Source organism: Acinetobacter sp. CY73 (assembly GCF_059515865.1).
On sequence record NZ_JCAKMZ010000025.1, the window covers coordinates 1 to 24,918 of the forward strand.

24 protein-coding genes and 1 rRNA gene are annotated in these 24,918 nt (G+C 38.5%); 19 read left to right on the forward strand and 6 right to left on the reverse strand.

The features are described from left to right. Together rrf and AC5YD2_RS11820 are read left to right on the forward strand one after the other, a co-directional pair. Positions 1–95 (forward strand): 5S ribosomal RNA (rrf, locus tag AC5YD2_RS11815); the annotation flags it as partial. Positions 96–355: 260 nt separating this feature from the next. Next, positions 356–622, forward strand: a complete 267-nt coding sequence (locus tag AC5YD2_RS11820) for a hypothetical protein (RefSeq protein WP_496126526.1) — start codon at positions 356–358, stop codon at positions 620–622. An 84-nt stretch (positions 623–706) separates the two neighbouring features. Here the strand turns inward: AC5YD2_RS11820 and AC5YD2_RS11825 are convergent, their stop codons facing one another. The 4 genes from AC5YD2_RS11825 to AC5YD2_RS11840 all read right to left on the reverse strand — a co-directional run bounded on the left by AC5YD2_RS11825 (position 707) and on the right by AC5YD2_RS11840 (position 3,968). Further along, a complete protein-coding gene (locus AC5YD2_RS11825; RefSeq protein ID WP_496126527.1) occupies positions 707–1,450 on the reverse strand; it encodes an amino acid ABC transporter ATP-binding protein in 744 nt (247 codons plus the stop codon). 11 nt (positions 1,451–1,461) lie between these two features. Next, entirely contained in the window at positions 1,462–2,139 is a 678-nt protein-coding gene (locus tag AC5YD2_RS11830) for an amino acid ABC transporter permease (RefSeq protein ID WP_496126528.1), read from the reverse strand. A gap of 2 nt (positions 2,140–2,141) precedes the next feature. Next, positions 2,142–2,984 (reverse strand): amino acid ABC transporter permease, encoded by an 843-nt coding sequence (locus AC5YD2_RS11835; protein WP_496126529.1) that lies wholly within the window; start codon positions 2,982–2,984, stop codon positions 2,142–2,144. A gap of 87 nt (positions 2,985–3,071) precedes the next feature. Further along, positions 3,072–3,968: an amino acid ABC transporter substrate-binding protein gene (locus AC5YD2_RS11840; protein ID WP_496126573.1), complete on the reverse strand. Its 897-nt coding sequence runs from the start codon at positions 3,966–3,968 to the stop codon at positions 3,072–3,074. A 516-nt stretch (positions 3,969–4,484) separates the two neighbouring features. Between AC5YD2_RS11840 and AC5YD2_RS11845 the strand changes: the two genes are divergently transcribed. From AC5YD2_RS11845 to hisC, 8 genes are all read left to right on the forward strand, one after another. After that, the gene (locus AC5YD2_RS11845) at positions 4,485–5,933 is read left to right on the forward strand and encodes an RNA polymerase factor sigma-54 (protein WP_496126530.1); all 1,449 of its coding nucleotides are present in this window, start codon (positions 4,485–4,487) and stop codon (positions 5,931–5,933) included. 194 nt (positions 5,934–6,127) lie between these two features. Beyond that, positions 6,128–6,460 carry a ribosome hibernation-promoting factor, HPF/YfiA family gene (hpf, locus tag AC5YD2_RS11850; protein ID WP_496126531.1) on the forward strand — a complete coding sequence of 111 codons (333 nt, stop codon included), beginning with the start codon at positions 6,128–6,130 and terminating at the stop codon, positions 6,458–6,460. Between the two features lie 82 nt (positions 6,461–6,542). Continuing rightward, complete coding sequence (locus AC5YD2_RS11855) at positions 6,543–7,133, forward strand: cold shock domain-containing protein (protein WP_496126532.1); 591 nt, start codon at positions 6,543–6,545, stop codon at positions 7,131–7,133. A gap of 133 nt (positions 7,134–7,266) precedes the next feature. Next, positions 7,267–7,518, forward strand: coding sequence for a BolA family iron metabolism protein IbaG (ibaG, locus tag AC5YD2_RS11860; protein WP_496126533.1), 252 nt, complete (start codon positions 7,267–7,269; stop codon positions 7,516–7,518). A gap of 6 nt (positions 7,519–7,524) precedes the next feature. After that, positions 7,525–8,784: a UDP-N-acetylglucosamine 1-carboxyvinyltransferase gene (murA, locus tag AC5YD2_RS11865; protein WP_496126534.1), complete on the forward strand. Its 1,260-nt coding sequence runs from the start codon at positions 7,525–7,527 to the stop codon at positions 8,782–8,784. Next, on the forward strand, positions 8,781–9,482 hold the full coding sequence (gene hisG, locus AC5YD2_RS11870; protein WP_496126535.1) for an ATP phosphoribosyltransferase: 702 nt from the start codon (positions 8,781–8,783) through the stop codon (positions 9,480–9,482). Before murA ends, hisG begins: the two co-directional genes overlap by 4 nt. Positions 9,483–9,673: 191 nt before the next feature. Further along, positions 9,674–10,975, forward strand: a complete 1,302-nt coding sequence (hisD, locus tag AC5YD2_RS11875; RefSeq protein ID WP_496126536.1) for a histidinol dehydrogenase — start codon at positions 9,674–9,676, stop codon at positions 10,973–10,975. 133 nt (positions 10,976–11,108) lie between these two features. Continuing rightward, positions 11,109–12,203 carry a histidinol-phosphate transaminase gene (hisC, locus tag AC5YD2_RS11880; RefSeq protein WP_496126537.1) on the forward strand — a complete coding sequence of 365 codons (1,095 nt, stop codon included), beginning with the start codon at positions 11,109–11,111 and terminating at the stop codon, positions 12,201–12,203. Between the two features lie 130 nt (positions 12,204–12,333). Here hisC and AC5YD2_RS11885 read toward each other — a convergent pair whose 3' ends face one another. Beyond that, the gene (locus AC5YD2_RS11885) at positions 12,334–13,710 is read right to left on the reverse strand and encodes an anthranilate synthase component I family protein (RefSeq protein ID WP_496126574.1); all 1,377 of its coding nucleotides are present in this window, start codon (positions 13,708–13,710) and stop codon (positions 12,334–12,336) included. Positions 13,711–13,939: 229 nt separating this feature from the next. Between AC5YD2_RS11885 and filA the strand changes: the two genes are divergently transcribed. The 6 genes from filA to filF all read left to right on the forward strand — a co-directional run bounded on the left by filA (position 13,940) and on the right by filF (position 21,992). Next, complete coding sequence (filA, locus tag AC5YD2_RS11890) at positions 13,940–14,785, forward strand: putative pilus system protein FilA (protein ID WP_496126538.1); 846 nt, start codon at positions 13,940–13,942, stop codon at positions 14,783–14,785. A 188-nt stretch (positions 14,786–14,973) separates the two neighbouring features. Beyond that, a complete protein-coding gene (gene filB / locus AC5YD2_RS11895; protein ID WP_496126539.1) occupies positions 14,974–15,807 on the forward strand; it encodes a putative pilus system C39 family peptidase FilB in 834 nt (277 codons plus the stop codon). Between the two features lie 39 nt (positions 15,808–15,846). Further along, positions 15,847–17,085, forward strand: a complete 1,239-nt coding sequence (gene filC / locus AC5YD2_RS11900; RefSeq protein WP_496126540.1) for a putative pilus system protein FilC — start codon at positions 15,847–15,849, stop codon at positions 17,083–17,085. 12 nt (positions 17,086–17,097) lie between these two features. Then, positions 17,098–18,762 carry a putative pilus system OmpP1/FadL family transporter FilD gene (gene filD, locus AC5YD2_RS11905; protein WP_496126541.1) on the forward strand — a complete coding sequence of 555 codons (1,665 nt, stop codon included), beginning with the start codon at positions 17,098–17,100 and terminating at the stop codon, positions 18,760–18,762. Beyond that, entirely contained in the window at positions 18,762–20,021 is a 1,260-nt protein-coding gene (filE, locus tag AC5YD2_RS11910; RefSeq protein WP_496126542.1) for a putative pilus assembly protein FilE, read from the forward strand. Before filD ends, filE begins: the two co-directional genes overlap by 1 nt. 18 nt (positions 20,022–20,039) lie before the next feature. Next, on the forward strand, positions 20,040–21,992 hold the full coding sequence (gene filF, locus AC5YD2_RS11915) for a putative pilus system protein FilF (RefSeq protein WP_496126543.1): 1,953 nt from the start codon (positions 20,040–20,042) through the stop codon (positions 21,990–21,992). Between the two features lie 62 nt (positions 21,993–22,054). On the opposite strand, the gene AC5YD2_RS11920 is transcribed toward filF, so the two are convergent. Further along, positions 22,055–22,603, reverse strand: a complete 549-nt coding sequence (locus AC5YD2_RS11920; RefSeq protein WP_496126544.1) for an NUDIX hydrolase — start codon at positions 22,601–22,603, stop codon at positions 22,055–22,057. 129 nt (positions 22,604–22,732) lie between these two features. Between AC5YD2_RS11920 and AC5YD2_RS11925 the strand changes: the two genes are divergently transcribed. From AC5YD2_RS11925 to tsaB, 3 genes are all read left to right on the forward strand, one after another. Next, the gene (locus AC5YD2_RS11925) at positions 22,733–23,347 is read left to right on the forward strand and encodes an NUDIX hydrolase (protein ID WP_496126545.1); all 615 of its coding nucleotides are present in this window, start codon (positions 22,733–22,735) and stop codon (positions 23,345–23,347) included. A gap of 190 nt (positions 23,348–23,537) precedes the next feature. Next, positions 23,538–24,065 (forward strand): gamma carbonic anhydrase family protein, encoded by a 528-nt coding sequence (locus tag AC5YD2_RS11930; protein ID WP_496126575.1) that lies wholly within the window; start codon positions 23,538–23,540, stop codon positions 24,063–24,065. A 170-nt stretch (positions 24,066–24,235) separates the two neighbouring features. Beyond that, a complete protein-coding gene (gene tsaB, locus AC5YD2_RS11935) occupies positions 24,236–24,901 on the forward strand; it encodes a tRNA (adenosine(37)-N6)-threonylcarbamoyltransferase complex dimerization subunit type 1 TsaB (protein ID WP_496126546.1) in 666 nt (221 codons plus the stop codon). Positions 24,902–24,918: the final 17 nt, after the last annotated feature.

Consider the following 24,918-nt stretch of genomic DNA (forward strand, 5'->3'; position numbering starts at 1 on the left):
TGAACCACCTGATCCCTTCCCGAACTCAGAAGTGAAACCTCTTTGCGCTGATGGTAGTGTGGGGTTACCCATGTGAGAGTAAGTCATCGCCAGCTCATTATTCCTAAAAACACCCCCTTCAAACGAATGGGGTGTTTTTTCATTCCCGAAAAATTAAACTAGACATAACATCCTAGCGTTGGATATATTTAAAAAAATACTGAATATTATTTTAAAAATTTAAATAAAATGCGAAGGTAATAAAATGAAAACATATGCTATTAGATGTTTATATAGTTATTTTGAAACAACAGAAGAACAAATAGATAAATGAATATTTGACTCTAAATTAGAAAAATTAGATAACGAAATAAAAATGTTGTTTGAAAAATATGGTCTAAATTATATTTCACAAGATATGCGATTTATAAATTTGCAAAAAATGTCAGTAGGAAAATGTGATCAATGTAAAAATCTTTTGTTGAACAGAGATAAAAATCCTATGCGTTTTAATAAAGAGGACTTATGGATTGATCTAGACTGTGATTACAATTGTATTATTTGGGATGGTGGAACATATGAGGGAAAAAATTTATGTATGGAATGTTTACCAATAGATCATAGATGGGGATATCACGTGTAAAAGTAATTGAGTATTGATAATATAAAGAAAAAATTTAAATTTTCTCTTGAAAGATAACCCCAACTTTCATTGGGGTTATTTATATCAATGCACTGCAGAAATTTTATCTAAAAACAGCTTTGTTCGTTCATGCCTTTCTTCAGGTTTGTTAAAGAAATCATTGGTTGGACAGTCTTCTAAAATTTTCCCTTGATCCATAAAGATCACACGACTTGACACCTTACGCGCAAAGCCCATTTCGTGGGTTACGCACATCATGGTCATGCCTTCTTGTGCAAGTTGTATCATGACCTCTAACACCTCACCGACCATTTCAGGGTCAAGCGCGGAAGTGGGTTCATCAAACAACATACAGACGGGATCCATGCATAAGCCACGGGCAATCGCAACACGCTGCTGTTGACCGCCAGATAGCTGACCTGGAAATTTGTCTTTATGCGCAGTCAAACCAACACGATCTAAATACTGAAGTGCTTTCTTTTTCGCTTCATCTTTAGAGCGATCGAGTACTTTGATTTGACCTATGGTTAAGTTTTCGAGCACTGTCATATGCGGAAAAAGTTCAAAGTGCTGAAACACCATGCCCACACGGGAACGAAATTTAGCCAGATTAGTTTTGGGGTCTTTCAGTGCTGTACCATCAACGATAATGTTACCTTTTTGAAAAGGTTCTAAAGCATTCACCGTTTTAATAAGTGTAGATTTTCCTGAACCAGAAGGTCCACATACCACAACAACTTCACCTTTTTCGATAGAGGTTGTACAGTCAGTTAAGACTTGAAAATCTCCATACCATTTTGAGATGTCTTGAATTTCTATCATTGGCATATTGATTCTCCTTATCGAATAATGGCTATTTTTTGATGTAAACGCTTCACTAAACGAGACAGCGCGAAAGATATCACGAAATAAATCACAGCAACCAGTAAATAGAATACTGCTTTAGTTTCGGATCCATATGTGTTGGCAAGTGTATTTGCGTTGCCTAAGAAGTCTGGCGCACTAATCACATAAACCAGAGATACATCTTGGAAAAGAACAATGGACTGCGTCAAAATGATAGGCAGCATATTACGAAATGCCTGTGGTAAGACCACATTTGACATGGTTTGACCATAAGTAAAACCAAGTGCATAACCTGCATTGACTTGTCCTTTCGAAACCGATTGAATTCCTGAACGCACAATCTCTGAGAAAAATGCAGCTTCAAAAATGGCGAATGTAACAACACTTGAAAATAAAGGACCGTAATAGGTGTGATATTGGAAATCAAAAAACTTTGGCAACAAAAAGTAAAAGATAAAAATGACTTGAATAAGGGGTACGCCACGGAAAAAATCAACATAAAACTTAGCAAAACCGCTTGCGATTTTATTGTTAGAGAGGCGCATCATCGCCAAAGGTGTACCAATCAAAATACCACCAATGATGGAAAGCACAGTCACAGTAATGGTAAATTTAAAACCTTGAATCAGTGTGGTAATGACATCTTCATTTTGTAGAATACTAAAATCCATGCTTATTTACCTCCTGAGCCAAGACCGGGTACAGCCATGCGTTTTTCGATCCAACCCATTAAGTATTTAATTGCATAGGTAATCACAAGATAAACTGGGGTCGAGAGGATCAAAATCACAATATCTTGTGAGGTTTCTTCACGCATTGTTTTGGTATAGGCAAAGAAATTGAGCACACTGAGCGCAAATAACACCGCGGAGTTTTTAAAGACATTCATGGCTTCTGAAGTCAGTGTTGGCCAAACGATACGATAAGCCACTGGTAAAATCACATAACGATAACTTTGGTTTTGGGTTAGACCAATGGCAAAAGCTGCGTTTTTTTGACCTTGGGAAACGGTACTAATCCCTGCACGAACTTGTTCTGCAATACGCGCAGCAGTGTAAAGTCCTAATGCGAAAACACCAATAATGGCAGGATTGTCATTGAGAATATTTTGCCACCAACCACCCGGAACTATTTCTCCGCTTCCTGTACTCATGCTGAGCGGTAGAAGTTGTGGAAATACAAATGCCCAGAAGAAAAGTTGTACAATGAGCGGAATATTTCGGAACAGTTCAACGTAGCATGTACCGATGAAAGCCAAAGGCTTACTGGGTAATGTACGCATAATTCCAATTAAAGAGCCAAGCAGAAAGGCAATAATAAATGCAGCAAATGCTGTCCATAGCATTGTCCATACACCTGATCCAAGAATTTGTATCCAAGTGGGTGCATCTGCAAGAGGGGAGTAACTTTCACCACCAATCGCTTTACAGATGGATTCAGCCCAAGCGGCTTTATCTTCCCCATATTCGTTTGATGCTAAACAATAAGCAGTCCAATTAAGTGAGCCAACTGACATGTGTGCTCCTTGAGTAAATTATTTTTTATCATTAAATAAGCCAAAGCACGGAATATGCTTTGGCTGTATTGTTAAATTAAGAAAAGATTAATTAATCCCTTTATCATTAGGTGCTGCTTTTAGTTTGTTGTAAGAAGTACTCATTGGCATATTGAGATTGATATTTTTAGGTGGAATTGGTGATTGGAACCATTTTTTGTAAAGAGCGGCCATTTGACCATTTTTCCACATACCCGTCACGACTTTATCTGCAATCGCTTTATAGGCAGTATCACCTTTTGGAAGCATAATGCCATAAGGTTCAGAAGATAGAACAGGACCTACGATTTTAAAATCTTTTGGATTTGAAGATTTTGCAATCAGACCTGCAAGGATGTTGTCATCCATCACAAAGGCAGCTGCACGACCTGATGCAACCATTGCAAACGAGTCGGAGTGATCCTTACCATATACATTGGTCACTTTAACTTGCTCGCCTTTAGCGCCCATTTTAATGTATTTATCGGATGTAGTGCCTTGGGTTGTTGCGACTGCTTTGCCGTTCAAGTCACCTAAATCTTTAACTGTTGAATTGGCTTTCACAGCCATGCGAACTTCGGTTGCATAGTAGTTTGTTGAGAAACTGACTTGTTGCTGACGTTGAATCGAATTTGTGGTTGTACCACATTCCATGTCGATATTTCCTGCAAGCATTTCAGGAATACGAGTGGATGATGTGACTGCTTTATATTCAACTTTTAAGTTTGGGAGTTTTAAATCTTTTTTCAGTGTGTTGGCGAAGCTATTACAAATATCAATCGCATAGCCCATTGGTTTACCACCAACGATATAGGAGATCGGATCGGAGGATTCGCGATAACCAATGACCACTTTACCTGATTTTTTGATTTTAGCGATGGTATCTGCTTGCACGGTGGTAAATGCACCACCAGCTAGAATTACGCCTAAGGTCGAGGCAAGTAATTTGGTTGATAATTTTTTCATCATGAAATCTCCATTTCTAATACTGATGTTTAACCGTAGTTATTAAATTTTTTCGTTTAATGCTTATTCAAAATTCATACCATATTCAAAAAAGGTGTATATAAAATAATCCTATCGCTGTTTTATACCGTCCTTAAGAATAAGTAAAGCTAAAAAAAGACTGAGTGAATGCCATCCAATTGCATTCATGATTTCTTTATTCTCAATTCATTTTATTTGAAATAGTGAGATTGAACAGAGGATTCGTCATTTATTCATTTGATATTACTTTCAGATATATTTATAAAAATGATATTCAAAGCTTTATCATAGATGCTTTAAAATTTTACAAAATCTAAAAATACTCAAATTCATACAACTTTGGTTTAACTAAAGTTATTGAAAAATAATAAATAAATTTAAATTTTGTAAAAATATATATTTAAATAACTGCTTTCAAAGACAATATGGTTGTGTTATAAAAATAACAGGCATGTTTTTTGCTTATTAATTACACTGCTGAGGGGGATGTTGTTTATGAAGTTATCGCTGGGACTTAAAGTATCAAATTCTTTGTCCTTAACCCCTCAATTGCAACAAGCCATTCGTTTACTACAGTTATCAAGTTTAGAATTGGAACAAGAAGTTCAATTACAATTAGAAAGTAATCCACTGCTTGAGCAAGTAGAAGAAGAGGCACCGATTCAGAGTCTTGAAGAAATTGTTGAGCATCCAACAACAGATTTGACACATGAATTAAATGCGGATCACCTGCCTAATGAGTTACCCGTAGATACGGACTGGGATGATGTTTATACGCATCAGTCATCTGCAATGGAAATGCCAGATTTTGAAGAGCGAGAAGACAATCGCCAAGGGCACACCAGTTTAAAGCAACATGTTTTAGAGCAAGTGAATTTACTGAATTTTTCTCAAATTGATCGTTTGATTGCGCATTGTATTGTGGATGCATTGGGTGATAAGGGTTTTTTGGATGAGACTTTGGAAGAAGTCCTTGAAGCTGTTCAGCATCTCTTAGATCAAATGAATTATCAGGAGGAGGTAGAGCTTGATGAAGTTGCTGTAGTGTTAAAACACATACAGCGCTTAGATCCTTTAGGCGTGGGTGCGCGTAACTTGGTTGAATGTTTATATATTCAATTGAATGTGTTGCCTCAATATACATTTGCTCGATCAGAAGCGATGATGTTACTCAAACATTATGAGTTACTCATTGCGAATGATCTTAATAAATTGATTAAGCAGACTGGATTTAAGTTGGAGCAGCTAAAATCAGGGATCGAATTATTAAAAACTTTGCAGGCTTATCCGGGTTTAAGATTTGAAGAAAAAGAATCGGATTATCAAATTCCTGATGTCGTTGTTTCGAAGAAAAATGAGTCGTGGCATGTTCAGCTTAATCCAGATGTACTGCCCAAATTAAGGATCAATTCTTTTTATTCAAATATGATTCGTCGTGCAGATCAAAGTCCTGATAATCAATATCTGCGTAATCAAATGTTAGATGCTAAAAATTTTATTAAAAGTGTCGATGAACGCCATAAAACCTTATTGAAAGTTGCCACGTGTATTGTTGAGCATCAACGAGAGTTTTTAGAAGTTGGTGCGGAGGGCATGAAGCCTTTAGTTCTGCGAGAGGTAGCGGAGGAAGTTGAATTACACGAATCCACCGTATCTCGTGTCACCACCAATAAATTTTTACTGACACCACGTGGATTATTTGAGTTGAAATATTTCTTTTCGAGTCATGTGGGAACGACAACAGGTGGTGAGGCATCTTCAACAGCAATTCGTGCAAAAATTAAAAAACTGATTGCGGATGAAAATCCACGTAAGCCATTATCAGATAACTCATTAGCAAAAATACTCAATGAAGATGGGATTGATGTTGCGCGTCGTACAGTGGCAAAGTATCGAGAATCGTTACATATTCCAGCATCTTCTGATCGAAAAGTCTTGATCTAAAATTTGAAGTGTGATTATTTTAGAGATTCATTATGACTAAATAATGAATCTGTTTTTTATGCTACTTTTTATTGTATGAGGCAAGTCGAAATGATTTCATGATTGTGTTGTAGCGAATTTCCAAAATGATCGCGCTGTCATGTCATCTTTCGACTTTGACTTGTTCACATCCTATAACGGAGAGGGAAAGACGTATGCAAATTACAATTCGCGGACATCATTTAAGTATCACTCCAGCTATTGAAGAGAGTATCCGAGCTAAGTTTTCTGAGATAACGAAGCACCTTGATCAGGTGAATAGTATGCAGATCAAACTCTCGAAAGATCATCAAGTGGATAAGCGAACCAAGAAGGGTAGTGCAAATCATATTGCTGAAGCAATTGTGCGTTTACCAGGTGTAGAGTTATTTGCTCAAGCCTGTGGTGATGATATGTATGCTTCGATTAAAAAGTTGACTGAAAAAATTAAAAAGCAACTCACCCGTTATCGTGAATTGCAAATGGAATATCAAGCAATAGTCGTTTGAAAGAGAATCCTATAAAATTAAAAAAGAGGTTGATCAACCTCTTTTTTATTATATTTATTTTATAAAAATGGGATGCGATTTTATGTTTGTTGAGGGGGGTGTTAAAACTTATAATTCAGAAAAGGGCTTTGGTTTTATTCAGGTTAAAGGACAAAATAAAGACATCTTTTTTCATATAACAAATTGCCCAAACAAACATGTTGAGCCGAAGCAAGGGGAACGCTTTAAATTTAGAATCATAAGTGAGAATGGCAAATTTAAAGCTGAGAATATTGTTCGGCTGGATTTAAAGATTGAAACTGAAAGGCACACACCACAAAGCCGTACTTTATCTAGGGAAAGAGTAGCTTCTAAGAACACTTATACCAAACATAAATTAGGTGGTGGATTGCGATTTATGCTTGTTGGTCTTTTAGTGATCGCTGGATTAGTTTATGCAATTGATCATAAATATCAGCGATCAAATCTCGCAGCACAAGCACCGAATTCGATTCAAACCCTTGTAAACCCATCAACAAACTCAAATCCGAATGGATATAACTGTGATGGTCGAGTTCATTGCTCACAAATGAACTCTAGAGAAGAAGCACGTTGGTTTGTTCGGAACTGCCCTGGTACAAAAATGGATGGAAATCATGATGGCGAACCGTGTGAAAATGATTCTAGATGGTAGTGGATAAGGGGATATTGGCTGTGATTAGCCTATTTTTTATAGATTACTTGTATGTCTTAATGAATTAAATTGCCGACTTATAGTAAAATAAACGGTTTTTACACTAATGATCGTCCCATAAGAGGTCTTTGCAATGAATAGTGAACAGCTCACTGAAATTTTAACAGCTGCTTTTCCTGCTGCTGATGTTGCTGTAAGTGGACAAGGTGGGAAGTTTGACCTCCGTATTGTAGATGATCAGTTTGAGGGTAAGAGAACTGTTGCACGCCAACAGTCTGTATATGCTCCGCTGAATGAATATATAAAAAGTGGCGAAGTTCATGCAGTGACCATTCGCGCAATGACAAAAGAAGAATGGCGCAAAGCTAGTCTTTTCGGAGCTTAAGATTTAATGGATAAATTTTTAATTACTGGTGGTACGAGACTCGAAGGTGAAGTCCGTATTTCTGGGGCAAAGAATGCAGCACTTCCTTTATTGGCTGCAATGATCTTGGCTGATAGCCCGATTACACTGCGCAATGTACCGCATTTGAAAGATGTAAATACTTTGGTGAAATTGATCAGTGGATTAGGCGTTACTATGACCTATGAAGGTGATACGGTAACGGCTGACGTGTCTACATTGGATAATCAATTTGCACCTTACGAACTTGTAAAAACCATGCGTGCATCTATTTTGGTGCTTGGTCCATTACTCGCGCGCTATGGTAGTGCACAAGTATCACTCCCGGGTGGTTGTGCCATTGGTTCGCGCCCTGTTGATCAGCATTTAAAAGCGCTTGAAGCTTTAGGTGCACAAATTGAAGTCGAAAACGGCTATGTGCATGCCAAAGTTGATGGTCGTCTTAAAGGTGGCGAAGTTGTCTTTGATATGGTGACCGTGGGTGGAACAGAAAATATTTTGACTGCTGCTGTACTTGCGGATGGTGTAACGACTATCCGTAATGCTGCTCGTGAACCTGAAATCACCGATTTAGCCAATATGCTCATTAAAATGGGCGCAAAAATTGAAGGTTTAGATACTGATACTTTGATTGTTACTGGTGTTGAAAGCTTACACGGTTGTGAATACTCAGTTGTCGCTGATCGTATCGAAACAGGTTCATATCTTGCTGCAGCTGCAATTACAGGCGGTCGTGTAAAAACGACGCATACAGATCCATCCTTAATGGAAGCTGTACTCGATAAATTCGAAGAAATGGGTGCAGAAGTGACCCGTGGTGACGATTGGATTGAACTGGATATGATGGGTAAGCGTCCCAAAGCGGTCAGTTTCCAAACATTGCCACACCCAGAGTTTCCAACAGATATGCAAGCTCAATTGATGGCTGTCAATGCGATTGGTCGTGGTTTTGCAACAATTTCTGAAACGATTTTTGAAAATCGTTTTATGCATGTACCTGAATTGTCACGTATGGGGGCAAACATTCAGGTTGAAGGTAATGATGCAGTGGTGACAGGGGTAGAAAAGCTTTCTGCTGCACCTGTCATGGCAACAGATTTACGTGCTTCTTTCTCTTTGGTTCTTGCAGCACTTGCAGCTGAAGGCGAGACCTTAATTGATCGTATTTATCATATCGATCGTGGTTATGAAGATATTGAAGCAAAATTACAAGGTATTGGTGCCCAAATTAAGCGAGTAAGTTCATGAGCGATATGAGAAACGATGATCCTAATTTTGATGTCATGGGAAATTTTGATCATGGTTTAACATTGGCTTTGAGTAAAGGTCGTATTTTGAAAGAAACGCTGCCTTTACTTGAAACCGCTGGAATTAACTTACTGGAAGATCCTGATAAATCACGTAAGTTAATTTTTCCGACAACACATAAACACGTCCGTATTTTGATTTTACGTGCTTCTGACGTACCCACTTATGTTGAGAATGGTGCGGCGGATATTGGTGTTGCGGGTAAAGATGTGTTGATGGAGCATGGCGCGCAAAATGTTTACGAGCCATTAGATCTAAAAATTGCTGTTTGTAAATTGATGACGGCAGGTAAAGTAGGCATGGTTCGTCCAAAAGGGCGTTTAAAAATTGCCACGAAATACGTGAATTTAACCCGTCAATACTATGCAAGCCTTGGTGAGCAAGTGGACGTGATTAAACTTTACGGTTCAATGGAGCTTGCACCATTGGTTGGTTTGGGTGATTACATTGTTGACGTGGTCGATACGGGTAATACGCTCCGTGCCAATGGTCTAGAGCCACTTGAAGAAATTTGTAAAGTGTCTTCACGTTTAATCGTGAACAAAGCCAGTTTTAAACGTAAGCAGACCTTACTTAATCCGATTCTTGCACAGCTTGAAAAAGCCGTTGAAGAACGTGAGAATGCGAAAAAAGCTTAATGTGATTTAAGTTTTTAAAAACCGCCCGAAAGGGCGGTTTTTTTATACCTAGGGTCAAGAAGATGGAAATAGAATAATTTGATCTATCCTGATAAAAGTAATTTTCAATAAAACTCAGGGATGAAGCTTCATAATCATAACCACAAATGCTGTTAAAACAGGTAAACTAAAGCTACCCTTTATTATTCATTGTGGATAAATTGATGCGACGTTTATCGACTCAAGATCAAAACTTCAAACAAGTCTTTGCTGACTTATTGGCTTTTGAAACTGTGAGTGACCCAGAGCTTTTAAAAACCGTAGATCAAATCATTGCAGACGTACGTCAGCATGGTGATGCTCATGTTCTTAAACTTACTCAGCAGTTCGATCGACATCCAGCGCATCAATTCTCAGATTTAGAACTGACTCAAGAACAACTGAAAGCTGCATTTGAAGGTTTGACGACTGAAGTGCGTGAAGCGCTAGAGATGGCAGCCAATCGTGTTCGTGAGTTTCATCAAGCTCAAAAACAAGACGGGTGGACTTATGTCGATGCTTTGGGTAATACCTTAGGTCAGAAAGTGACACCACTGGATCGCGTAGGGATCTATGTACCGGGTGGTTTAGCATCTTATCCTTCTTCAGTATTGATGAATGCTGTTCCTGCGCATGTAGCAGGCGTGCCTGAAATTATCATGGTTGTACCTGCACCAAATGGTGATTTGAATCCATTAGTACTAGCGGCAGCGTATTTGGCTGGTGTTAGTCGTGTATTTACGATTGGTGGTGCACAAGCGGTTGCTGCATTGGCATACGGTACAGAAACCATTCCTTCTGTCGATAAAATTACGGGGCCTGGTAACCGTTTCGTTGCTGCGGCAAAACGTGCGGTATTCGGTCAAGTGGGTATCGACATGATTGCTGGGCCTTCTGAAATTCTTGTCTATGCAGAAGGTGAGAATAATGCAGAGTGGTTGGCTATGGACTTATTGTCACAAGCTGAGCATGACACCGTGGCGCAAGCGGTATTTATTACTCCTGATGAAACCTTATTGAATGAAGTTGAACAGTGGATTGAAAAGCATTTAAAAGCTTTACCTAAAGCAGATATCGCACGTACTTCTATAGAGAACCGTGGTGCTTTGGTTCTAGTGAAAGATCGTGCTGAAGGGATAGAACTCATTAATCAAGTTGCACCAGAGCATTTGATGTTATGTTTAGACGAAGCTGAAAAAATGTCTGAAGATATTCGCCATGCAGGTGCAATTTTCATGGGTCGTTATACGCCTGAGGCGATCGGTGATTATTGTGCAGGTCCAAACCATGTGTTACCGACGTCTGGAACCGCACGTTTCTCTTCACCACTCGGTGTTTATGATTTCCAAAAGCGTTCGAGTTTAATTATGTGTTCACAAGAGGGTGTAAAAAGCTTGGCGAAAACAGCAGATATCTTGGCGCAACAAGAAAACTTGGATGCGCATGCACGTTCTGCCCGCTACCGTTATCAATAATTAGTTTTAAAAACCTCTCCCTAACCCTCTCCTGAAAGCAGAGGGAAAATTGCATGATTAAACTACATATTAAGTTGAAAGTAGATCCCTCTCCAATGGGAGAGGTTAGGAGAGGGTGAAAAGAGATTAAACAATGAATATTACGAAAGAACAAATGCGTTTTTGGAGCCCTGAAGTACGAGAACTTGAACCGTATACACCAGGTGAACAACCCAAAATTCAAAATATTTTAAAATTGAATACCAATGAAAATCCATATCCGCCGTCACCAAAAGTGGTTGAAGCAGTACAAGCAGTATTGGCAAATTCAGCAGATATATTGCGTCTTTATCCAGATCCAGATGCAACCGAATTAAAACAAGCGATTGCGAAGCAACAACATGTTCCTGTGGAAAATGTCTTTGTTGGTAACGGTTCTGATGAAGTATTGGCACATATTTTCAAAGCATTTTTTGTACAAGATGAGCCAATTCTTTATCCTGATATCACTTACAGTTTTTATCCTGTGTATAGTCAGTTTTTTGGTTTATCCAACAAGACCAAAATCATTCCATTAAATGATGACTTTGAAATCAATGTGGATGACTATAAACAGCCAAATGGCGGAATTATCATTACCAATCCGAATGCACCCACCAGTATTGCATTAGGATTGTCTGCGATCGAGGAAGTGCTTCAAGCCAATCCAGATTCTGTGGTGGTAATTGATGAAGCCTATGTGGATTTTGGTGCGGAATCCGCTGTGGGTTTGGTGGAAAAATACGAAAACTTAGTCGTGTGTCAAACTACATCCAAATCACGTTCACTCGCAGGTTTACGTGTTGGATTCGCCATCGCACAACCCCACCTTATTGCTGCACTCGAAGCAGTTAAAAATAGTTTTAACTCTTATCCCATGGATCGTTTTGCAATTGTGGCAGCTGTCGCCTCTTTTGAAGATCAAGCTTATTTTGAAGAACAAAATAATAAGGTGATTGCGAGTCGTAAAAAATTAGTGGCTCAACTGACTGAAATGGGCTTTAAAGTATTGCCATCAAGTGCAAACTTCATTTTTGCTTCATTGTCGAATAAAGATGCTGGAGCATTGGCAGCGGAATTACGTGAACATGGCATTATTGTGCGTTATTTCAATAAACATCGTATTAATCAATTCTTAAGAATTACGATTGGTACAGATGAGCAAAATCAGCGTTTGGTTGATACCTTGAAAAATTCAATTTTAGTTTAATTGAGCATCTACAATATTTGTAGCTAAGGCAACTTGACAACTTAGATTGTAGATTATGATTGCGAGTTGATGGTAAAAAAGCGAATCAAAAGATTCGCTTTTTTATTGAGTTATCTGATTATCAATATTTTTATAAATCAGGTTGATAATAGGTATTGATGAGATCCAATAGTGCAGATACTTTATCAAAACACTCTTGGTATTCAGCTTCACAATTTGAAGAAATGGTGATCCCACCACCAGCCCAAATTGAAACTTGATCCGCTTTCTTTTGAATAGTGCGGATCAAAATATTCCAAGAACCTGTGCCATCATAGTTAAAATAACCCATCGATCCACAATAAGCACCTCTCGGTGAGCCCTCAAGTTCTTCGATGATTTGCATTGCTCTAATTTTAGGTGCGCCTGTAATTGAGCCACCCGGTAATGCAGACATGAGAACTTCAAAAGGATGAACTTGTTTTTTAAGTGTGGCACGAACCTCACTCACCATATGGTGAACTTGATTAAATGATTCAATATCAAAAATTTTTGTGGTTTTCACCGAGCCAATTTCAGCATAGACACTCAAATCATTTCTGAGTAAATCAACGATCATGACATTTTCAGCCTGATCTTTTTTTGAATTGATGAGCTTGTCTTTTGATATTTGGTCTTCGACTGGATCGGCATAACGAGGCATCGTGCCTTTGATTGGTTTAGTAATGACTTCGCGCTGTGATCTAAAATCAATAAAAAGTTCTGGTGAACAACTCAGAATTTCAAAGTCATGTAACTTTAAATAGCCTGCATAAGGTGCATTGGTTAAGGCCCAAAACTGTTGTGCTGTTTCAACGAGTGAACCTTTTGCCTGAGCTTGAAACTCTTGCGTTAAATTAATCTGATAACAGTCACCCGCCAAAATATAGTCTTGAATTTTGTTAAAGGCTGACTGGTATTCACTTTTATCCCAACGTGATTTACAAGGTGAAATCAACTCAAAAATATCTGAATTTGTTGAGCAACTAGAGTGAAGTAGACTTATGACTTGATCATAAAGCGATTCAGCGTTGGTTTCACTACTGACGAAAATCCATGATGAATTCTCATATCGAATAAAACTGTCATATTGACCAAGATAAAACTGAGGTTGTGGCTTTGTTTGACTACATACAGATTGTTTTACAGCATGATTGTAATCTACGAAGCCAATATAACCTCCTTGAAAATAATTTGAGCATTCAGAATGATCGGTTTCTGAAAATTGTACGAATTCTTGAATCGAGTTGAGTGTGATTTTCTCTTGGTAGAGGCACGCTTGATCACGTTCAAAACAAGTCACATTTGATCCATTTATCATCAAATATTGATGAGGTAGAAAAGCAATAACCGGATTTGAGTCATTTTCTAGATAAACTAGCCCAAATAATGGGATTAATTTCTCTAAAATTTGTCCTTGGGAATAATGATCTACTCTTAAGTTTTTTGAAAAAAAATAAGAGTTTATAGAGTGTGAGATGCTTTGCATTATCTCATTAATTACTACCATAAAGTTACCACCAAGTCACAGAATTGCCGTTTATCGGGAATGGGCCATATTTTAAAAAGAGTGGTTGAACATAAGATAGCATAAGGTTAATTTAATAATGCAAATCGGACTGCTCAAGGATTCAAGTTTCGGCTGTACAAAAAACAAAAAACAGCGGAAATACGGAGAGTGGTTAACAATGAAAAAAAATGCTCTTGGGAGAGTACAAATGAAATTATTTACTAAACTTGCTTTGGTTTCATCTATCGCAATCAGTGCAAATGCAATGGCTATGCAAGCAATGGATGATGCTTCATTGAGTTCAACAACAGGTCAAGACGGTATCAATATCGGTATTAAACTCGATGGCGGACAAATTACTGTTGATCAACTCTATGTTCATGATAATGATGGTTTGGCTGCTGGTACAAATGGTGGTACTGGTGTAGCAGGTACAATTGTAGTGGGTAATGGTACTGGCCCGGGCGTAAAAATTTCTCAAACAGATCCGAATACAAATCTTTTAGATTTGGTCATTGATTCTGATGCGGGTACAGGTGCGAATGGTGCATTTATTAACGTTGCAGCAGCAGTGACTGGTTTAAAGGCTGAGATTGGTTCAATCGGCGTTGCAAAAGCGGGTAATAAAGACGGTGTTGTTCGTGGCGTAGTAGAAGGTAGTACGAACGAAATTCTTACTGGCTTAACCTTAACTCTTGGTTCAGTAGGTGCAAATATTCAACTGGGTGCTACACCTCAAGGTGCGATGATTGACCTTAAGTCTCAAATTGCAGGTGGCTTACAGTTATCTAATCTAGGTATTAAAGATAATGCTGGTGGCGGTACAATTCATTTGGGCGATATCCAATTGGTGACGACTGGTACAACGACTTTAGCTGCTGATGCTAAAATTAGTGTAACACCTACAGGTCTTGCAATTAAGCCTGCTGCGCAAAATATGAGTGCTTATATTACGGGTATTCGCTTAGGATCTAAAGATGTTGCTTCGATTGGTGATGTGGAAATTAAAGGTCTAAATATGGGTGCTTCTACGATCACCATTACAGGTCACTAATTTAGTTTGAATCAAAAAAACGCGTGTTGATCACGCGTTTTTTTTTAAATATATCTATAAATGAATTAAAATTACTGTATTTTTCTAGAAAAAACGGTATCTTATCGATAATAAAAATATGATTTTTAATGTTTAAAATACCATGCTAAACACGGGCAATGATTGCCTAAACTAGAATAGTAAAAAATATGATAGAAATTACTTTAGGCTCGGTAATTATGTACTACTTTGCCAGCCATGCACTCGATATAAAAGAGAAACCTGCTGAAGCAGTTTATTATTCTGAAATTGCCGATCCTAGAGAAAAGTCATTCGGAAGATATCATCGTGAACCGGTCATGATTAAGCCTGCTTTAGAGGATCAATTCAGAGGAATTGTACGACAGGCTTATGATTATAGCTGTGGATCTGCAGCACTCACAACCATACTCAATGGTCATGCAGGGTTAAAGCTTACCGAACAACAGACGATGGAAGGGTTGTTGCGTTTTGGTGAATATGAACGAATCATTGAGCGACGTAGTTTTTCTTTGTTAGATATGAAGCGTTTTGTGACGGCTCTGGGGTATGAAAGTGGAGGCTACAAAGGCGAATTTGAAGATCTGATCAAACAAAAGCAACCTGCGATCGTTCCAATTCATTATGCTGGATTTAAGCATTTTGTTGTTTATAAGGCTTTTAAAGATGGTCGAGTATATGTTGCAGACCCTGCACTTGGTAATATTAGTTTTGATCAAGAGCGCTTTAAGCAAATTTGGGAAAATAATACCTTGTTTTTAGTGAATGTACCTACAGAACAACAACAAAATCTTTTAGCACTTCAAGAGTCCGATATGAGGCATGTTGAAGATGCCACAATTAATCGCTATGCCTTGGTAGATGCACAGTTTTCAACAGATCACATGAATCGTATTGCGGATAAAGCATCGACTATGCGTAAAGTAATTGACCGAGATCCTAATTCACCTACGTACAATCAGCCAATTACAACGTTTATGCGACTCTATTATAAACGTAAGTAAGGATCTAAAAATAATTCAAATAAAAATGGGTAGGATGAAATGAACAATCAATGGATGAAAAAAACGCTTTTAGCGGTGAGTATTAATGTTGTCATGGGTGGGGCTTATGCAGCTGAAACTATCGTTCAAGAGAATGAGGTTGAAGAAACAAGCTCTTCAGTTGAAACGCCAGTAGAAAGTGATACAGCTGGTTCTGCTTATGTAGAACCCGTTCAAACAGGTGAAGCACCTCAAACTGTTACACAACAAGCTGAAGCACCAACAATCAACAAGGATGAAACACCTTCTTTAAAGCCAGAAGGTGAAGGACAGGCTGCAAATGCATTACAACAAAAAGAAGGTGATGCAACCCAAGAAACGAATTTACAAGAAGTATTTACCTCCAATGAGCGTCAATATTCTCTCATCAAGAAAGGTGAAATCACCACTTTCTATGACCTTGATTATTCATATTATCGAGATTCTCAGATTAATGCTTCAATGGATGAGGGACAGCTTTATCAATTGCGTGTTGATGAGGATGCCAGCCATACCATTACCAATACATTCACTGCACAATATGGTGTCCTCGATAATCTGACTTTTAGTGCTTCAGTGCCTTTAGTGGCGAAATCAGACAATCTTAAAGATGCGACAACAGCGGGGCTGGGTGACATTAACTTAGGCGCACGTTGGGAACCGTTCCCATTGAAAGCTGGTAGATTACCTTTAATTTTATTTGGTAGTGTTTCTACCAAAACAGGTGATAGTCCTTATGAGATTAATCCAGAAACGGATCTATCCACGGGTAAAGGGTATTATTCTGTAGGTGTTGGTGCGAGCACACGTAAATATATTGATCCAGTGGTTTTATTTGCTTCAGTGTCTGCAAACTATGGTTTTAAAGAATCAGGATTGAACCAAATTCGTGGTGGTGGTAATGGTCAGGGCGAAGGTTTAACAGGGACGAATCGAATTCTTGATACCTTTGACCCTGGTATTACGGGTGGTTTTTCTTTCGGATTTGCGTACTCGTTTAACTATGACGTTTCTCTAACAATGTCATATCAACAATCTTTCAACACCAACACATCTTTTACTTATACTTCTGGTGAAAAATATAAAGCAGCGGATCAAACCAGTTCGGTATTTGCGATTGCTTTGGGTGTTCGTGTAAGCCCTGAAACGATTGTGAATGGTACTTTAGGTATTGGTCTGACTGAGGATGCGCCAGACGTATCTTTAGGGCTGTCATTCCCATTAGACATATTAGGTTTTGCCAAGAAAAAAGCGAATTAATGGAGCTACGGTATGAAATACCATCGTATACATCCATTAGTCGCTGCCATTGTACTAACGGGATGTAGCACACAAGTTTTTGCACAGCTTGGGCAAAATTTATCAGTCGATGTCCGTTCATTATCGATGGGGAATGCTGTTACTGCTGATCCTCCGGGAATAAGTGCGGTTCACTTCAACCCTGCGGCATTGACCAAAATTAAGGGTTTACAAACGGATGTTCAGGGACTTATCGCAAACTTCGATGTGCAACGTGAATTTTCTGCACCCGGTGGATATGATGTTTTTGGCTTTTCAGATGACCCTCTAGTTTGTAATGATTCACCTGATAATTCGTCAAGTTTATGTACCGATTTTAAAGGAACGGTGAGTGGTGATGTTGAATATGCGAGCTTGTATATTCCGATACTCAAAAAGGTAATTGATCTAGGCGAGGGGATTCCCGTTGCCGCCCCTACAGCTGGAATTTCCTACAATCCACCTGGTTCTAAACTGACCTATGCAACTTCTGTCTATGCTCCAATGGTTGCTGGTTTTGGTGCCGAAGATGGTAATCCCGGTAACTACATGGGTCAGCAAGTGGCCATAGAGAGGATTACCTATTTATCACCAACCATTGCCTATGAAGTCAGTGATGAGCTTTCAATTGGTGGTGGCGTGGGTATGTCGTATCAAGCCATCGCTCTAAAAACTGATCTTAGAATGCCGAATGAGCTGATTGGTGTGCTACGGATGGTCGATGAATCGGTCTGTGCTCCATTTCGTCAAAACTCAAATATCATTACCGACTTAATGCTGTTTGGTATGTGTAATGCTGATGAAGCCATGAATCCGTTTAGCAGTTTCGGTAAAATGGAAGTGGCGCTTGAACAAAGCCTGAGCCCTAGTTACAACTTAGGGGTATTATGGGAGCCGACGGATGAATTTGGTCTGGGTTTGGTTTATCAAAGCTCAGCCAAAATGCGTTTAAAAGGTAAATATAATATTCAAAATGCCAATGCACCTCGTGAGCTCATTAAGGGACTTAACTCTTCGGCTACAGGGCAAATTCTAGCTGCTATTCTCGGTTTTCCGAGTTATATCGGTCCAAGTGAATCAGGCTTATTGTCGATGGATTTAGAATACCCCGCGCATTTTCAAGCAGGGATCAAATATAAAGTTTTACCCGATTTACAAGTGAACTTCGACGTCGGGTGGACTGATTTTTCTGCTTGGGATGAGTTTAAGTTTGAATTTGATCGTCAAATTAATGCCTTAAAAATTGCTAAACTTTTATCAGCAGACGTAACAGATAAGAGTCTTTCTTTTCCGCTAGGCTTCCAGTCATCATGGAGCTGGGGAATCGGATTTGAGTATTCTGCTAATGATCGTTTAAAACTACGTGCAGGATATGAGCCTAGAACCAGTGCTATTCCAAATGATAAACGTAATACGATGGTGCCAATCAATAACGCACAATTATTCGGTTTAGGCCTTGGTTATCGCTTTGATGAAGATACTGATATCGATTTGTCGGTGGCTTTCTTAAGAAGCCGTGACAATATCCCTGCTGGTTCGAGTTCGCTTGCAAATGACACGAGTATTAATAATTTACTCTATAACCCTTATGCAGGGCTTAATGTATCGACCAATACTAAAGTCACCATTTTAGGCTTGAACTATAGAACGAGATGGTAATGAATAAAAGAAAAAGGATTTTCACATATTGTTCGTTAGTTTGTGTACAGCTTGGATTGATTCCTGTTTATGCGGCTGATTTCTATACTATCATCGGTCCAGATGGCCGTCCTATGATTGTGCAACAGCGTGAAGCAAAACCAGTTAGAGAAATAAGTAAGCCAAAAAATAGTGTAGTTCCTGAGTCTTCAATCAATAACCAAGGAAAAAATCAAGAATCAAGCCCAAAGACTTTAGTTCCGAAAGTAGAAAAGAATGCACAAGCTGTTGCAAAAGATCAGCCCAAGAGTCTTCATGCTAAAGAGGCTGAGCAACATCCTGTTCAATTGAAAGAATCAAAGCCAATCAGACAGAAACATGCTCCTCCTGAAAATAGAGACTCACTAAAGCAAAGCATTGATGATAAAAAGGTTGATCGTTTAGCTAAGCAACTCGAAACATCTAAAAAAGATTTTGATCCAATACGTGTCAAAGAGCGTGATCAAACTATACAAAATTCAGCAAATGTGACGCCTTCTAATCAGGATTCTTCAGAGAATTTAGCTGAAAATAAAATCGCAAGTCGTGAAGTAATAACAAAAATCGATGGTGTTGAATATGTTGATAACGAATATTTGGAAGATCGCGAATTCAATTTAGAAGGTAAAAAACGTTTTTACATCATGCCGGATTCTAGTGTGGGAGGAACAAGGCGTTTTGAAACAGTGGAACGCGAAAAAGGAATATCTAAATCAGTTTTTTCAAAATTGATCAAAGCGCCTTCATTAAAAAGTGAACCAGTGGTATTAGCATCAACGTATTATCGCTTACCTAAAAATGAAGTTGTTCAGTCATTAGAACAAGGTTGTTTTCAAGGTAAAAAGATGAGTAAGGCTAAACTATTGAGTTTAGATAAAAATGAAATGGGAATTTGGCCAGTTCCGCCCATCAAAGAACAATTTGCTTATGATGTGATTAAATTAGATAAGCCTGTAGAAAATATTCATTTCACGTCTTACGCATCTTCACAAAAGTCTCCAAGTTATTATTGGCCTTTGGTTGTATTTTTAGATCAGCAAGGATGCGTGATCGAAGGTGTAAGTGGGTTTAAAAATGAAAATATCAATTCAACCTCTACAAGCTATTCTGCTTTAGAGGGTGTACTGAAAAAGCCACCCAATGCTGTTTATCTATTTATGACACCATTGTCAGAAGCCGTGGACGTTCAAAATGTTCGACTCACCAATAAAGGTCAAATCAAACTCAGTGTTTTAAGATGATTGAAAAGAGTAATAAAAATGACAAATAAATTTAAGTTAAAGAAAGCCTTTCCATTTGCATTTTCAGCACTGTGTCTTGCATTGTCTGGATGTGGCGGTGGAGAGAGTTCAACCATTAATGAAGATCCAAATGGTGGTATCAAAACCTCAACCAATGGATGTGATTGGGCAAGCGAGAAATGCCAAGGTTTCGTCGTTTCTTATCCTATTTCAGGATTAAATTTTGATTGTCAGTTGGATCCAAATAACCATTTTGAAGTTTTAAAAGAAGGAAATATTTTTACTGGTGGCTGCGAAGTCAAAGATAAGGTGCATTTTTATATTCAAGGGGATAACTCTAGTCGTAGAATTGATTTAGGTGTAGTTGATCTAGCTAAATTGAGTACCTTACGAATTCAAGCTCAACCCGTAGAAATTAGCTTATTGGATATCGCTTCTGGGATGACGGGTAAGCCTGCCGCCAATATGAATACCAACGATGAAACATATAGAACGATGGTTGGACTTGTACGATTATTTCAGGCGATTGCCATTGATAATGGAGTCAGTAAATCTGAAGTCGATGTGCAACCTGTCGAATTACGAATGGATCAAAAAAATGGTCTAAATGTATTAGCAAGCAATGTTGGTGCACAAGATTTCATTGATGGTTCTTATTTAACAGATTTAGCACCATGGCTGAACATAAGCAATAAAATCAGTGAAGCATCTGCGCTCACTGTGGCAGAGCAGTTGGTGAATTTGAAAAATGTGAGTATATATTTAGCTAACTTTTTTGCTTTGCAAGCTGGGAACGTCGATCTTGGAGGTTTTAACGGTACGAGTGAAAGTAATTCGAGTAAAAAAACGATTGCAAATCTCTATTTACTTACCGATCGTCAAGGGTACAGCACTGGGTATACAGTACAGTGGACTGGCATTCCTCCAGAGAGTGGTAGCGGAGGTTTGGCAAGTAACGCTCGCGTAAATTTAATTACTCAAGTCGCGCCAATTAAATCCAATATTGATTCAGGGAAAGCTGAGACCAGCGTAAAAGATTGGATCAATCCATTAAGCAACGAAATTAAAAATCCTTTAAGTTTTAAAACAGGGTTAAATACGACGGATAAATTAAATATTTTTCAAGGTAAGCTTCTCAATCAAAAAGTTATTGCTGGCAATCAGTATTACTATAAACAAGCTACGGGTGTGGATCCAGCTCCAGCAGATACGTCAACGGTGTATGGACGTTGGAATCAAAGTTTGAATGGTGAAAGTTTTAAAGGTGCAATTGATTTAACTCGAACCAATCCAGCTGCCTATTTAGGAAATGACGTATTTAAAACAGAAAATACAGTTAGAGCAGGGGAAAAATATATTTTTCCACTTTATGCAACATTAAGATTTAGTTTTACTAATTCGGGTGATGCACCAGTCGAAGTGGGTATTGTGATTGATAAAAATGGCGATATTCGTTCAAATCGAACTGCAACGAGTTTAGCATCAACAAGCTGTTCAACCGTGGATCAAAATCTTGTAGATACGAATAGTGTGCAACAGTATCGCATAGGGACGACTGGCGCGACTAACTCTTCAGCAACAGATAAATCAATGACGATCCGTATGATTTTAGCACATAAAGATTTTGGCAAATTAGATGGAGCGATAGTCGGATTTAATTCTAGTTTTGCTACTTTACCAAGTAATAATCCAACTACCTCTTTAACGCTTGATGTAGTAACCAGTGGTGCGCGTATTAACTTAAAACGTTTAATCGATGATGGTATACATCCTGACGCACTGAATATATCAGACTGGAAGTCTGATACGGCAACGGTGAAATGGGATAATCTTCATGCAGTTTCCCAAAAGATATTTAATTTAGCCAATGCATCCGCAGTTACGCCTGAACAAGCAAATCTTGCTAAATTGGATGAGGGTCGAATTGAACAGATTAAATTACTGCCATGTTCAACTTACGCGATTAAATAGACATCAGACTTAATTAATCCATAAAAAAATCCCTCTTGATGAGGGATTTTTTAGTGTTAGTTTTAACCAGTATGATCCAATCGCGTACCCAGAGTTTCCAAATGATTTGGGAATATATTGGTTTTACGGTCTTCAAAATAATGTCTAAGTGTTCTCTCAACACTCGGGAATGCTAAGTCATCCCATGGAATTTCATGTTCTTCAAAGAGTCGGCTTTCAATAGTTTCATCACCTGCGCCAAACCGACCTTCGATTAATTTGGATTTAAATAATACGTAAATTTGACCGATACGCGGAATATTGTACATACAATAGAGTTGTTCGATTTCAACTTCAGCCTCAGCTTCTTCACGGGTCTCGCGAGCCGCACCTTGTTCCATGGTTTCAAATAATTCCATATACCCTGCAGGAAGTGTCCACAAACCATAACGAGGTTCGATTGCACGTCGGCATAGTAAAACTTTATCTTCCCAAATGGCTAAAGCACCGCAAATCACTTTTGGGTTGACATAGTGTATGGTTTTACATTGTGTACAGACTTGACGAACTTTGTGATCGCCTAAAGGAATTTCTTCTTGAGTAGGATGTCCGCAGGCAGTACAGAAACGCATAAGCTTCATTGAAATGATAAGATAACTCAGCATAGCCTAAAATAATGAGTTTCGCATCATTTATAGCCTTGCGCATAAAATTTCATATATGATGTTATAACAACAAAAAAGAGATTTGAGTTATTGAGAATGACGGATCAGCCATTAACCCAACTTTTACAACAGCGATTACGTTTTGCAAAACGTGTGCAAGACGCGCATGCAGCTGTACTGATTGCGATTACCAATGAAGATGATCCTAAAGTCTTACTCACTCGCCGTTCTATTTATATGAATAACTACGCTGGAGAAGTGTCTTTTCCTGGGGGTAAACGAGATCCCAACGATACCAGTAATATTGTGGTTGCTTTACGTGAGGCATGGGAAGAAACTGCGCTTAATCCATTTGATGTTACTTTGTTAGGTGATCTACCGATGGAACGCTCAAAGACTGGGATTTTGGTTAAACCTGTGGTTGGATTGATACCGCCTACAGTGAATTTAATCGCCCAGCCTAGCGAAATTGATCGGATCTTTTTTGCATCCCTAAAAGATATGATGTATGTCAATCCAATGCCTTATGAAGTACGTTTGGCTAAACAATCCATCTATTTTCCAAGTCTTAGAATCGAGAATGAAATTGTTTGGGGGCTGACAGCGCGTATTTTGATTTCTCTTTTTCAATACGGTTTGGACTATAAAAAGAGTTGGCCCTTTTTATTAAATTCTCCCAATTTTAAATCGTCACTTTTCAAGCCAAAGTGAATGAATTTTGTTGAATAGGTTTGAGTAATGCATGATATATATCGGAAAAAAGAGAATATTAATTTTTTGATTTTGAATTGATCAACGAGCTGATCTAAAACGCTGTAGCGATAAATAGCATTTCAATCCTAAATATTAGAATTTATTAAAATTTGTTTTCTAAAAGTCATTAAAAGGAAAAAATAAAATGATGTATACCTTTCAAGGAATGTCACCTAAAGCCATGCATGAACCCTGGGATGGATGGGTTGCTGAAAATGCAACCGTGATTGGTCAAGTTGAACTTGGACAACAAGTCAGCATTTGGTTTGGAGCTGTGGTGAGAGCAGATAACTGTAAAATTAAAATTGGGGATTTTAGTAATGTTCAAGAAAATGTCGTACTCCATACCGATCATGGTATTGAATTAAATATTGGGGAATACGTGACCATCGGTCATCAAGCGATGTTACATGGGTGTACCATTGGAGATAACTCTCTCATCGGTATCAATGCTGTTGTTTTGAATCATGCAGTGATTGGTAAAAATTGCATTATCGGAGCCAATGCGCTCATTCCAGAAGGAAAGGTCATTCCTGATAACTCTTTGGTCATGGGCTCACCTGGCAAAGTCGTGAAAACTTTAGATGAATTTGCAGAAGCTAAACTCAAGATGAGTGCTTTGCATTATGCAGCCCATTATAAAAATTTTATTCATCTTGAAAAAATTGAGTTTTAAAGTAAACCAATGATTCGCTCATTTATGACTGAACATCATATTTAAGTTATTCATATTGATTTGAAATGAATGAGAAGTGTAAATATGCGTACTCAGGCGAGGGGAACTACTCGCTTGAATAAAATGAGTGGAGTATCATAGCGTGATTTTAACGATGTATAGGGTCATGCATGAAATTGCTTGCACTAGAAACTGCAAATGAGCAGTGTTCGGTTTCGTTAATCGATGAAAACCAGACATTATTTTTTCAGCATGATGCTCGAGCCAAGGCTCAAACTCAAACCATTCTCCCAATGATTGAGCAAGGTTTAGAAAAAACTCAAATTTCTCTTATCGATTTGACTGCGATTGCATTTAGTCGTGGTCCGGGTTCATTTAGTGGTGTCCGCATTAATGCTGCAGTGACTCAAGCTTTAGCATGGTCAAATGATTTACCTGTTATTCCTGTATCCACTTTGCAAGCACTGGCACAAGCTGCTTATCGCGAGCAAGGCATGGACCAAGTGACTGCTGTGATTGATGCGCGTATGCAAGAAGTGTATATCGCAAGCTTTAAACTCGATGATCAGCAGATTATGCAAGCTGTAGATGAGGAGAAGCTTTTAAGCTATAGCGATGCTAAACAGTATCAACAATATACGCTCATCGGTTCGGGTGCAGCACTTGTCGATGCAGAGGCGACTGAACATACACATATTTCAGCTTCGGCAGAAGACATTGCAACCATTGCAAGACAACAAGCGTTGAATAATATTTGGGTGAGTGCTGAATTGGCTTTGCCCGTATATTTACGTGATGATGCATGGAAAAAAATTGCAGATCAAAAGAAACTGTAGTTAAGGTTGTTCAATGC